9 protein-coding genes are annotated in these 11619 nt (G+C 69.4%); 7 read left to right on the top strand and 2 right to left on the bottom strand.

The window, feature by feature from the left end; genetic code table 11:
- Nucleotides 1-80: 80 nt before the first annotated feature.
- The 4 genes from OIM94_RS07960 to OIM94_RS07945 all read left to right on the top strand — a co-directional run bounded on the left by OIM94_RS07960 (nucleotide 81) and on the right by OIM94_RS07945 (nucleotide 5057).
- Nucleotides 81-2972: a TonB-dependent receptor gene (locus tag OIM94_RS07960; protein WP_264609530.1), complete on the top strand. Its 2892-nt coding sequence runs from the start codon at nucleotides 81-83 to the stop codon at nucleotides 2970-2972.
- Nucleotides 2973-3056: 84 nt separating this feature from the next.
- Nucleotides 3057-3569 (top strand): RNA polymerase sigma factor, encoded by a 513-nt coding sequence (locus tag OIM94_RS07955; RefSeq protein ID WP_264609529.1) that lies wholly within the window; start codon nucleotides 3057-3059, stop codon nucleotides 3567-3569.
- Complete coding sequence (locus OIM94_RS07950) at nucleotides 3562-4569, top strand: FecR family protein (RefSeq protein ID WP_264609528.1); 1008 nt, start codon at nucleotides 3562-3564, stop codon at nucleotides 4567-4569. Before OIM94_RS07955 ends, OIM94_RS07950 begins: the two co-directional genes overlap by 8 nt.
- Nucleotides 4570-4640: 71 nt before the next feature.
- Nucleotides 4641-5057, top strand: coding sequence for a flagellar basal body rod protein FlgC (locus OIM94_RS07945; protein ID WP_264609527.1), 417 nt, complete (start codon nucleotides 4641-4643; stop codon nucleotides 5055-5057).
- Nucleotides 5058-5092: 35 nt separating this feature from the next.
- On the opposite strand, the gene OIM94_RS07940 is transcribed toward OIM94_RS07945, so the two are convergent.
- A complete protein-coding gene (locus OIM94_RS07940) occupies nucleotides 5093-5518 on the bottom strand; it encodes an organic hydroperoxide resistance protein (protein WP_264609526.1) in 426 nt (141 codons plus the stop codon).
- Between the two features lie 139 nt (nucleotides 5519-5657).
- Here OIM94_RS07940 and OIM94_RS07935 point away from each other — a divergent pair, with 139 nt between their 5' ends.
- The 3 genes from OIM94_RS07935 (at nucleotide 5658) to OIM94_RS07925 (ending at nucleotide 9764) form a co-directional block, all read left to right on the top strand.
- Nucleotides 5658-6089, top strand: a complete 432-nt coding sequence (locus tag OIM94_RS07935; protein WP_264609525.1) for a MarR family winged helix-turn-helix transcriptional regulator — start codon at nucleotides 5658-5660, stop codon at nucleotides 6087-6089.
- Nucleotides 6090-6318: 229 nt separating this feature from the next.
- Nucleotides 6319-7929, top strand: coding sequence for an NAD(P)/FAD-dependent oxidoreductase (locus tag OIM94_RS07930; RefSeq protein WP_264609524.1), 1611 nt, complete (start codon nucleotides 6319-6321; stop codon nucleotides 7927-7929).
- A 71-nt stretch (nucleotides 7930-8000) separates the two neighbouring features.
- The gene (locus OIM94_RS07925; protein ID WP_264609523.1) at nucleotides 8001-9764 is read left to right on the top strand and encodes a putative bifunctional diguanylate cyclase/phosphodiesterase; all 1764 of its coding nucleotides are present in this window, start codon (nucleotides 8001-8003) and stop codon (nucleotides 9762-9764) included.
- Nucleotides 9765-9801: 37 nt separating this feature from the next.
- Here the strand turns inward: OIM94_RS07925 and OIM94_RS07920 are convergent, their stop codons facing one another.
- A complete protein-coding gene (locus OIM94_RS07920) occupies nucleotides 9802-11580 on the bottom strand; it encodes an ABC transporter transmembrane domain-containing protein (RefSeq protein WP_264609522.1) in 1779 nt (592 codons plus the stop codon).
- Between the last annotated feature and the right edge of the window lie 39 nt (nucleotides 11581-11619).

Genomic DNA, 11619 nt, shown 5'->3' with positions numbered 1-11619 from the left:
GTCATGATCGGCTGATAGCCGCGCCTGCGGAGGCAAAGGGTCTGCGCGGGCGTCGGCATTCGTACCGGTGGGTTTCGGGGGTGGTGCTGATCCTGGGATCGCTTTCGCCCGTCGCCGCACCGTGCCAGCCGCAGGCGATGGCGCCGCAGCCGAGGCTGCGCTTCGACATCGCGCCGGGGCCGTTGCCGGAGGTGCTCCGGGCGCTTTCCCGGCAGGCGGGCGTAGAGATCCTCACCACCCAGCCGGCATCGCTCCTGGTACCCCGGCGCATCCGCGGACGCATGACGATCGCAGCGGCGATCGCGCGCGCGCTGGCGGGATTGCCGCTGGTCGCCCGTGCGGCGGGCGGCGGCTATGTCGTGATACCCGGCACCGCCGCGCCAGCCGCCCTGCAACCGCCCGCTCCGGAGCCTGCCCTGATCGTCGTCACCGGCTACCGCGAGGCGGTGCGCCAGTCGATCGCGCTCAAGCGCCGCGCCACCGGCGTGCGTGAGGCAACCCGCGCGCAGGACATTGCCGACTTCCCCGACCGCAACGTCGCCGATGCCCTCCAGCGGCTGCCCGGCGTGGCGATCAGCCGCGACAATGGCGAGGGACGCCAGGTTTCGCTGCGCGGGCTGGGGCCGCTGTTCACCCGGACGACGCTGAACGGGGTCGATGCGCTCGCCACCACGGCGTCGGGCTTCGACAATCGCGGGTCGGTCAGCCGCGAGCGGCGCTTCGACTATTCGGTGTTCGAGGCCAGCCTGCTCTCGCAGGTCGTGGTGGAAAAGAGCTGGTCGGCCGATGCCGATGCCGGCGGCATCGGTGGCACCGTTGCGCTGCAGACGGCGCGCCCGTTCGATCGGCCGGGCAACGAGACGCTGGTATCGCTGCGCGCTCGCTCCGGCGGGAACGGCATGGCGACGACGCCGCAGGGCACGGTGGAGCTTTCCCGTCGCGATACCCACTGGGGCGTGCTGGTCGCGGTGTCGTTCAGCAGCAACCATGTCGCGGAGTTCGGCTATCGCAACTGGGACTGGGCGCCGGTTACCTTCGGCGCCGCCAATCTGGGACCGGACATCACGGCCGAACAGCGGGCGCGGCTGACCGGGGCTGCGGGTCGTCCGGTCTATGGCCCGCGCGCGGCGACCTATTCAAGCTGGATCAACCGGCTCGACCGGCTGAACCTCGTCGCGGCCGTTCAGCACGCAGGCGACGACGGCACCGAGGTGAACATCGACTGGGTGCATGCCGCACTCGCCGACCACCGCGACGAGCGCTCGCTGGCGGCGGCGGGCGACAATGGCCTTACCGGTACCGTCACCGGCACCCAGCGGCTGCTTGCTGAGACGATCGTCGGCGATACGCTGGCGGCGGCGCGCTATTCTGGCGTCGACCTGCGCACCGAAGCGAAGCGATCCGAGGACCGCACCCGCTTCGATCAGGCGACCTTGTCGGTCCGCAAGCCGCTCGACGCCACGACGATCGTCCAGTTCACCCTGGGCTATAACCGATCAGCGTTTCGCGGGCCGGTGTTCGACAAGGTGTTCCTGCAAGCGAAGAACCGCGATTTCGCAACAACGCCCACCGGCACGAATCCCGGCAACCGCTACGGCTTCGATCCGGCCGACCCGGCGGTGTGGACCCTGATGCGGGCCGATGCGCGCGAGGACGCGATCGACAACGCCAATGCCCAGGCGCGGCTCACGCTCGATCGCACGATGGCGCCGGGGCTCACCTTCCGCGCCGGCGGCAGCTGGCATCGCTTCACCAACAGCGGCTATCAGCGTCGCACCCGGGTGGACTATCCTTCCGGCGGGCTGGCGGTAACAACGGTCTTCGACGGGCCGACCATCGCCCCCTATGTCGTTGCCGATGTCGACGCGACCTATGCCGCCATCGGCCAGCGCCGCGACCTCACCGCGGCCGACAACGTCCCCGGCACCGATTACCGGCTGCGCGAGGAGAGCGCGGCGGGGTTCGCGCTGCTCGATTGGGACGGTCGGCTCGGCGCGCTGCCGCTGCGGGTGCGCGGCGGGCTGCGCTATCAGGCGATCACCACGCGCTCGACCGGCGCAGCCACCAGCGACATGCTCGCCGCCCCGATCACCCACAGCACCGACAGCCGCGCCTGGCTGCCCTCGCTGGAGGCGCGGCTGACGCTGCGGCCGGCGCTGTTGCTGCGCGCCACCGCCAGCGAGAACATCAACCGGCCCGACCTTGCCGATCTGCGCGCGGCGGCGGTGGTGTCGGTCTCGCCCTTTGGTGGTACGATCACCACCGGCAACCCCGACCTGAAGCCCTTTCGCGCGCAATCCTTCGATCTCGCGCTCGAGCGCTATGGTACGAACGGGGGGCTGATCGCGTTCGGGCTGTTCTACAAGCACATGAACTCGTTCATTACCTCGGCGACGACGGTGCAGCCCTATGTCGCCACCGGCTATCCGCTGGCCTTTCTGTTTCCAGGGCAGAGCGCTAACATGCTGTTCAACGTCATCCAGCCGTTCAATGGCGGCGGCGCCTCCATTCTCGGCGCGGAACTGGCGGTGCAGCAGGAATTGCGTTTCCTGCCGGCCCCGCTCGACCGGCTGGGCGTGCAGCTGAACGGCACCTATGCCGATGGCCGCTCGGACGTGCTCTATGCCGGAGTGCCGGTGCGGCTGACGCTGATCGACCTGTCGCGCTGGCAAGGCAATGCCACGCTCTATTACGCCGCGCGCGGCTGGGATGCCCGGATCGCGCTGGCCTATCGCGATCGCTATCGCACCGCGATCGGCAACAGCGGCAATATCGGCGAGTGGATCGCGCCTGCCGCCACGCTGGATGCCGCCGCCCATATTGCGCTCGGCCGGCACGCCAAGCTGGTGCTGGAGGCGCAGAACCTTACCAATGCCCCCATTCTCCAATATACCGATCGCGACGCGCGCCGGCTGCTGGCGATCACGCATAGCGGGCGCGTGCTTAGCGCGGGGATTCGCTATGCGTTTTGACGGCGGCGCGCGGCAGGCGCGGGGGCAATGTCCCCGTTTCGGCGCCCCGGGACTCTACACCTGCACAGCGGCGGGGCCGGGAAGATGCGCCTGATGGATGCGGCAGACATTCTGGCGGAACATCGGACCCGGCTGACCGCCTATGTCCGCAAGCGGCTCCGCGATCCGGAGCAGGCGGACGATGTCGTGCAGGAGACGTTCGTGCGGGTGGTGGAACAGGAACGCAAGCAACGGATCGAGCAGCCGCTCGCCTATGCCTTCCGCGTGGCGGATTCGATCCTGTTCGCCGGCGCGCGCAAGGGCGCTGCGCAGACCGAACCGCTCGATGCCGAGATCGCCTGCGCGCTGCCGCTGCCCGAGGAAGTGCTGGACTATCGCCGGCGGCTGGCGCGCTTCGAGCTGGTGCTGGCCGGGTTGCCGGCGCTGCGCCGCGAGGTTTTCGTGAAACGCCATCTCGACGGCAAGTCGCGTGCCGAGATTGCCGAGGAATTGGGATTGAGCCTGGAAGCGGTGAAGAAGCATCTGGTGCGCGCGATGATCGACCTGGCGGAATGCGGCGACCTGGACGGCACCGCCGAGGGAGCGGCGCATGGCTGAGGCAGCGGTTCTGGAAATCGCCGCCGATTGGGCGGATCGGATCGACGCGCTCGACGCGGGCGAGCGGCGCCTGTTGATCGCCTGGCTGAACGAATCCGAGGCTCATCTCCGGGCGTTCACCCGGATGCACGAGCTGCTTCGCGATCCTGCGCTGCTGGAGGTGCTGGAAGCAGCGCGGCCGGCAGCGGCGGCGCTCCCCGATGCGGTGCCGAGACGCCGCAGCACCGATCGGCAGCCGCGCGCGGCGGCCCGGCGGGTGCCGGCGCGGCGGATCGCTGCTGCGGCGGCCGGGCTTGCGGCCGTGGCGGCGGTGCCGCTGCTGTGGCGGGCAGCAGCGCCGCCCGCGCCGAAGACCGCGGCGGTTGCGGGCTTCCGCCACGCCAGCCCGGTCGGTCAGCGCGAGCAGCTGCGCCTGCGCGACGGATCGACGATCGCGCTGGACGCGGCCTCGACGGTTCGGATCGCCTTTGCCGATCATGCCCGGCCGGTGATGCTGGAGCGCGGCGCGGCGCGGTTCGACGTGGCGCATGATGCCAGCCGGCCTTTCTCCGTCCAGTCGGGTGCGGCGCGCTTCACCGCGCTCGGTACCAATTTCAGCGTCGACCAGCTGCCGGGGGCGGTGGAGCTGCACGTCTATCGCGGCCGCGTGCGGGTGGATCAGCCGGGGCGGTCGCCGATCGTGGTGACCGGCGGCGAATGGGTGAGCGTGGGGGCGGCGCCGCTGCGCGTCCAGCGCTTCGACCCCAGGGCGCCGAGCGGCCTCGACAGCATCTGGCTGAGCGCGGATGGCATGCGGCTGGATGCGGCACTGGCGCGGATCGGGCGGCACAGCGCGGTGCCGATCCGGCTCGCCGATCCGGCGCTGGGCGCCACCCGGCTGAGCGGCCGCTTCCGGCTGGACACGCCGGCGCAGAGCACGGCGCTGATCGGCGCGCTGGTAGGGCTGGCACCCCGGCGCCGCGGCGATGCGATCGTGCTGGAACCGCCGAAAGCACGTTGATCGGCGGTTAACCCTGCCGCGCAGGGATTTGGTAAGATGCGGATGCGATTCTGGCGCCTTGGAGTAGCGCCATGATCGCCACCAATATCGCCCTATCCGGAGTACAGGCCAGCGTCGCGCGGCTGAACGTCAGCGCGCAGAACGTGGCGAATGCCAATACCACGGGCGAGATCGCCAAGGCGGTGCCGGCGGCGAACGCGATCGGCAGGACGATCAACCATGCCTATCAGCCGATCGCCATCTACCAGGCGGCCGCGGCGGCGGGCGGGGTGAACGCCAAGCCGGTACCGGCGGTGCCCGGCACCGGGCCGCGCTACGATCCGGAATCGCAGGACGCCGATGCGGACGGAAACATCGAGGCGCCCGACGTGGAGTTCGCGAGCGAGGACGCCGAGCAGCGCAAGGCACTCTTCTCGTTCCGCGCCAATCTCTCGGTGATCCGCACCCAGGACCAGATGATGGGGTCGCTGCTCGACACCCGGGTGTAGGATCCCGCGGATGTGCCGCGGGATCCTTGAAGGCGTCAGGCCAGGGTCAGACCGACATCGACATTGCCGCGGGTCGCGTTCGAGTACGGACAGACCTGATGCGCGGCGTCGACCAGCTTCTGCGCTTCCTCGCGGTCCATGCCCGGCAGGCTGACGACCAGATCGGCCGTGATGCCGAAGCCGCCTTCCGAACGCGGGCCGATGCCCACCGTCGCGGTGACCGACACATCCGCCGGGACCTTGATCTTCATGCCGGCGCCCACCGCCTTCAGCGCGCCGATGAAGCAGGCCGAATAGCCCGCCGCGAACAGCTGCTCCGGATTGGTGCCGTCGCCGCCGGCGCCGCCCAGTTCCTTGGGGGTGGACAGCTTCACGTCCAGCACGCCGTCTTCCGAACGCGCGCTGCCGTCGCGGCCGCCGGTTGCAGTTGCCTTGGTGGTGTACTTCACGTCGACCGACATCGGGTGTCTCCTTTATCGCTGCGATAAACATTATCGCGATAACTAATAGATAGGCGAAGCCCTGCCCCTTGTCCAGAGGATTCGTTATCGCGATATGTGATTTATCCCGCCGTCGTCCGGTGGGACAGGAGTTCTGCCCATGCCTGCCCCGCTTCCGCTCGACGGCCAGCTCTGCTTTTCGCTCTACAGCGCGAGCATGGCGATCACGCGCGTCTACAAGCCGATCCTCGATCGGCTGGGGATCACCTATCCGCAATATCTGGTGCTCCACGCACTGTGGGAACAGGACGGGCGCACGGTGGGCGCCATCGGCGAGCGGCTCGCGCTCGAATCGAGCACGATCACGCCGCTGGTAAAGCGGCTGGAGGCAGCCGGGCTGGTGGACCGCCGCCGCAATCCGGAGGACGAACGGCAGGTGCAGGTATTCCTCACCGAGCAGGGCCGGGCGATCCGCGAGGAATGCGGCTGCCTGGGCGAGGCGGTATTGGAGAAGACCGATCTCTCGCTGGAGCGGCTGGCAGGGCTGAACCGCGAGGCGCAGGCGCTCCGCGACTCGCTGGCGCGGGATTGAGGGCGTTTCCGTCGCCTCACACGCAGACGTCATCCCCGCGGAGGCGGGGATCCATTGGCGCTGAAGCCGCGATGCTTTCCCCCAGCGTCCTGGCAAATGGATTCCCGCCTTCGCGGGAATGACAATGGGTTTTGTGGTACGGCCAGCGCGTAATCCCTGGTTTGCCGCTTCGTCCCGCCGCGCTAAGGGACGATCACACCCCCCGAAATCTGCTGGAATCCCCGTTTCGATGCTGCGCCTGTCCGGACTTTCCCTGCCCCTCGATCATCCCGCCGATGCGCTCGCGCCCGCGATCGCCGCGCGGCTGGGGGTGGCGCCGGCGGACGTGCGCGGCTTCACCGTGTTCAAGCGCGGCAACGATGCCCGGCGGCGGAGCGCGATCCTGCTGGTCTACACGGTCGATGTCGAGCTGGCCGACGAGGCCGAGGTGCTGGCACGGCTGGCCGGCGACAAGGACGTGCGGCCGACCCCGGACATGAGCTATCGCCCGCCTGTCCACGCGCCCGAGGACTGGCAGGGCCTGCGCCCGGTGGTGATCGGCGCCGGGCCGTGCGGGCTGTTCGCCGGGCTTCTCCTCTCGCAGATGGGGTTCCGCCCGATCATCCTCGATCGCGGCAAGATCGTGCGCGAGCGGACCAAGGACACCTGGGGCCTGTGGCGCCGTTCCGAGCTCAACCCGGATTCGAACGTCCAGTTCGGCGAGGGCGGGGCGGGCACCTTCTCGGACGGCAAGCTCTATTGCCGGGTCAAGGATCCGCGCTTCCTGGGCCGCAAGGTGCTGGAGGAGTTCGTGAAGGCCGGCGCGCCCGACGACATCCTGTGGCAGGCGCACCCGCACATCGGCACCTTCCGCCTCGTCTCGATGGTGGAGAGCATGCGCCGCACGATCGAGGAACTGGGCGGCGAATATCGCTGGCAGACCCGTGTCGACGGCGTGGAGCTGGACGGCCAGCGCAAGGTGCGCGGCCTGCACCTGCACGACGGCAGTTTCCTGGAGGCGGATCACGTCGTGCTGGCGGTCGGGCACAGCGCGCGCCCGACCTTCGAGATGCTGCACCGGCTGGGCGTGCATATCGAGGCCAAGCCCTTCTCGATCGGCGTGCGGATCGAGCATCCACAGAGCTGGATCGACCAGGCGCGCTTCGGCAACTGCGCCAAGCATCCCGATCTCGGCGCGGCGGCCTATGCGCTGTCGCACCACTGCGCCAATGGCCGCACCGTCTACAGCTTCTGCATGTGCCCGGGCGGGCGGGTCGTTGCGGCGACCTCCGAGGAGGGCCGCGTCGTCACCAACGGCATGAGCCAATATTCGCGTGCCGAGTTCAACGCCAATTCGGGGCTGGTCGTGGCGATCGATCCGGCGCGGGACTATCCGGACGGGCCGCTGGCGGGCATCGAACTGCAGCGCAAATGGGAGGATGCGGCCTTCCTCGCCGGTGGATCGAACTACAACGCACCGGGGCAGCTGGTCGGCGATCTGCTCGCCGGCCGCCCGTCGACCGCGCTGGGGCAGGTGGTGCCCAGCTACAAGCCCGGCGTGACGCCTACCGATCTTTCCGCCTGCCTGCCCGGCTTCGTGATCGAGGCTTTTCGCGAGGCGCTGCCGGTGTTTGGCCGGCAGATCGCGCGCTACGACCACCCGGAAGCGGTGATGACCGGGGTGGAGACGCGCACGTCCTCGCCGATCCGCATCTCGCGCGGAGCGGATTTCCAGAGCCTCAACACGCCGCAGCTGTTCCCGGCAGGCGAGGGCGCGGGCTATGCCGGCGGCATCCTCTCCGCCGCGATCGACGGCATCAAGATCGCCGAGGCGGTGGCGAAGAGCATCACGGCCAATTGATCCGCAATTGCGCTCGCTTTGAGGAATCGTAAACGCTTCTTGCTATACTGCACGGTGAAGAGGAAACGATTGTGCAGGATTATCGCGAGGCGGCGCGCCTGGACGCGCTGCACCAGCTGAAGCTGCTCGACACGTCGCCCAGCGAGCAGTTCGATCGCATCACCCGCATGGCGGCGCAGATCTTCAGCCTGCCGATTGCGGCGGTGTCGCTCACCGACCGCGACCGGCAGTGGTTCAAGTCGCGCGTCGGGGTCAGCCATCGCAGCATTCCGCGGCACAAGGCGCCCTGCGCCGAGGTCGCCGAATCCCGCGAGCTGGTGGTGATCGAGGATCTGATGCAGCATGCCGGCTATGCCGACAGCCTGCTCGCGGCGAACGGCACGCGCTTCTATGCCGGTGCCCCGCTGGTTACCAGCGACGGCTATGGCCTGGGCGCCCTGTGCGTACTCGGCGCGGAGCCGCGCAGTGCCGCGCCCGAGGAGCTCGCTGCGCTGGCCGATCTGGCGGCGATGGTGATGACCCAGATCGAGCTGCAGCATGCCTTTGGCAGGATCGACCCGATCAGCGGCCTGCCCACGCGCGCCCAGTTTCGCGACGATCTGGTGGACATGGCGCGCGACGTTCCGGGCGAGCAGCGCATCGCGGTCGTCGTCGATCTCGCGCGCGACGACCAGATCGCCAAAATCATCAGCGCGATGGGCCCTGCCCGGGTCGACGAGATGATCCGGGAAGCGTCCGCCGCCATCCAGGGCGGGGTGGGCGCTGGGCGCACCGCCTATCACATCGGCGCGACCCAGTTCGCGTTCCTGTCCCCGCCGGGTGCCGAGCCGGCCAGCTATGCCCCCGTGCTGGAAAAGGCCTTCGAGGGCATTCGTGCCGCGTCCAGCGTGCGCTTCGTGACCAGCGTCGCCATCGGCCTTCGCCCGTTCCGCGTCGGCGCGGTTGCGGCCGAGGACGTGCTGCGCGGGGCCAGCAGCGCGGCGCAGGACGCGCGGCGCACCGACGGCGCGATCGGACTCTATTCGGCCCAGCGCGACGACGCGATGCGCCGCCATTACGATCTGCTCCAGGATTTCGGGGCGGCGCTCGAGGCCGATGACCAGCTGCGGCTGGTCTATCAGCCGCGCGTGGCGCTGGACACGGGCCGCTGCCTGGGGGCGGAAGTGCTGCTGCGCTGGCGCCACCCGGTGCTCGGCGACGTTTCTCCCGCCGAGTTCATCCCGATCATCGAGCAGACGGCGCTGGCACGCCCGGTGACGCAATGGGTGCTGGAGCACGCGCTGGATCAGCTTGCCGGCTGGCAGGCGGCCGGACTGCAGCCGACGTTATCGATCAACATTTCGGCGGCGAACCTGGCGGAGCCGGACCTGATCCAGCGGATCCAGCTGGCGCTGATCGCCCGGCAGCTGCGCCCGGCGCAGCTGGAAATCGAGCTCACCGAAAGCGCGATGATGGCACAGCCCGAAAAGGCGCTGGCGATGCTGCGTGAGCTGGCGGGCGCGGGGATCGCGCTGGCGATCGACGACTTCGGCACCGGCCATAGCAGCCTTGCCTATCTGCAGCAGGTGCCGGCGCAGGTCGTGAAGATCGACCAGGCCTTTGTCCGCGGCCTCGACGATGCGTCCGGCGCGGATCATGTGCTGGTCGAGATGATGATCGGCCTGATTCACAAGCTGGGCCGCCGCGTCGTCGCCGAGGGGGTGGAGACCGAGGGCGCCGCGGCCCTCCTCGCCGGCATGGGCTGCGAGGAGGCGCAGGGCTATTGGTTCGCGCGTCCGCTGGAACCTGCCGCCTTCCAGGAATGGATGACGGCGCGCAAGGCGCTGGCGGCCTGAGCCCTTCTCCCGCGCCACGCGGGGAGGATGGTCGGCATCACGCCGCTTCGCTGAACTGCAGCGCCGCCAGCCGGGCATAGAGCCCGCCCTGTGCGACCAGCTCGGCATGGGTGCCGGTCTCGACGATGCGGCCGCCGTCCATCACGATGATCCGCCCGGCGGCGCGCACGGTGGCGAGACGATGCGCGATCACCAGCGTGGTGCGGCCTTCCATCAGCCGCTCCAGCGCGTCCTGCACCAGCTTCTCGCTTTCGGCATCGAGCGCGCTGGTCGCTTCGTCGAGCAGCAGGATCGGCGCGTCGCGGAGCAGTGCGCGGGCGATGGCGAGCCGCTGACGCTGGCCGCCCGACAGGCGCGCGCCGCCTTCGCCGAGGAAGGTGTCGAGCCCGTCCGGCAGCTCGCGCAGGAATTCGGCGGCATTGGCGGCCTCGGCGGCGGCCCAGATCGCCGCGTCGCCGGCCTCCCAGTTGCCGTAGCGCAGATTGTCGCGGGCGGAGGCGGCGAAGATCACCGTTTCCTGCGGCACCATCGCCATGCGGGCGCGCACCTCCGCCGGATCGGCCTTGGGGATGGCGACGCCGTCGATGCGGATCTCGCCCGCCTCGGGGTCGTAGAAGCGCTGGAGCAGCTGGAACAGGGTCGACTTGCCGGCGCCCGAGGGGCCGACCACCGCCACCGTTTCGCCGGGTGCCACGAACAGCGAGAAATCCTGCAGCGCGGAAACCTCGGGGCGAGTGGGGTAGCGGAAGGTCACCGCGTCGAATGCGATCGCGCCCTCGGCCGGGGTGGGCAGGGCGATCGGATTGGCGGGCGCGGCGATGTCCGGCTCCTGCTGGAGCAGTTCGGCTAGCCGGCTGGCGGCGCCCGAGGCGCGGAGCAGGTCGCCATACACTTCGGTCAGCGCGCCGAACGAGCCGGTGACCAGGCCCGCGGTGATCACGAAGGCGGTGATCGCGCCGCCGGTGATCTGTCCGGCAGCGACGCCCGACACCGCATCCCACATGATCAGCGTGATCGCGGTGAACAGCAGGCCGATGACGAGCGCGGTCATCACCGCGCGCAGGGCGAATCGCTTCTGCGCGGCGGCGAAGCTGCGCACCACCGCATCCTGGAAGCGCTGCCCCTCGCGCGGCTCCTGCCCGAAGGCCTGGACGATGCGCATCGCGCCCAGCGTCTCGGAGGCGATCGCCCCGATATCGGCCACGCGGTCCTGGCTGTTGCGCGAATATTGGCGGACGCGCCCGCCCAGCCAGACGATCGGCAGCACGGTCAGCGGCATGCCGACGATCAGATAGGCGGCGATCTTGGGTGCCAGCACGAACAGGTAGATGACGCCGCCGATGCCCGTCAGCAGGTTGCGGAGCGCGATCGAGACGGTCGATCCCACCACCTGCTCGACCAGTGCGGTATCCGAGGTGAGTCGCGAGGCGATCTCCGAGGGGCGGTTTTCCTCGAACCATTTCGGCGGCAGGCGCAGCAGGTTGCGGTGCACCGCGACGCGCAGGTCCGCGACCGTGCGTTCCGCCACCCAGGAGATGAAGAAGAAGCGGATCGCCGTTGCCACCGACAGCAGCAGGATCACGCCGAGCAGGCCCTCGAAATAGACCCCGATCCGGCTGGTATCGACGCCCCTGGCGAAGCCGTTGTCGACGATCTTCTGGAAGGTGCGCGGGATCCACAGGGTCGCCAGCGACGAGGTGACCAGCGCGATCGACGCGATGACGATCTGCAGCGGATAGCGGCGGGTGAACTGCCAGATGACGAGCAGGCTGCTGAGCTTGCGGCGCGGCGCCGGCGGCGGGGTCGTATCGGCCATGGCGCAAGCGACTAGCGCGGTTCGCGGGGCAGGGGAACC

Origin of the sequence: Sphingomonas sp. R1 (genome assembly GCF_025960285.1) — a bacterium.
Lineage (GTDB): Bacteria > Pseudomonadota > Alphaproteobacteria > Sphingomonadales > Sphingomonadaceae > Sphingomonas.
The sequence above is the reverse complement of the archived record's forward strand: the minus strand, read 5'-3'. Positions and strand labels throughout refer to the sequence as shown.

Coding starts and splice junctions, on each gene's coding strand:
- OIM94_RS07955 (WP_264609529.1), top strand. CDS start 3,057: ATGCGCCTGATGGATGCGGCAGACATTCTGGCGGAACATCGGACCCGG.
- OIM94_RS07950 (WP_264609528.1), top strand. CDS start 3,562: ATGGCTGAGGCAGCGGTTCTGGAAATCGCCGCCGATTGGGCGGATCGG.
- OIM94_RS07945 (WP_264609527.1), top strand. CDS start 4,641: ATGATCGCCACCAATATCGCCCTATCCGGAGTACAGGCCAGCGTCGCG.
- OIM94_RS07940 (WP_264609526.1), bottom strand. CDS start 5,518: ATGTCGGTCGACGTGAAGTACACCACCAAGGCAACTGCAACCGGCGGC.
- OIM94_RS07935 (WP_264609525.1), top strand. CDS start 5,658: ATGCCTGCCCCGCTTCCGCTCGACGGCCAGCTCTGCTTTTCGCTCTAC.
- OIM94_RS07930 (WP_264609524.1), top strand. CDS start 6,319: ATGCTGCGCCTGTCCGGACTTTCCCTGCCCCTCGATCATCCCGCCGAT.
- OIM94_RS07920 (WP_264609522.1), bottom strand. CDS start 11,580: ATGGCCGATACGACCCCGCCGCCGGCGCCGCGCCGCAAGCTCAGCAGC.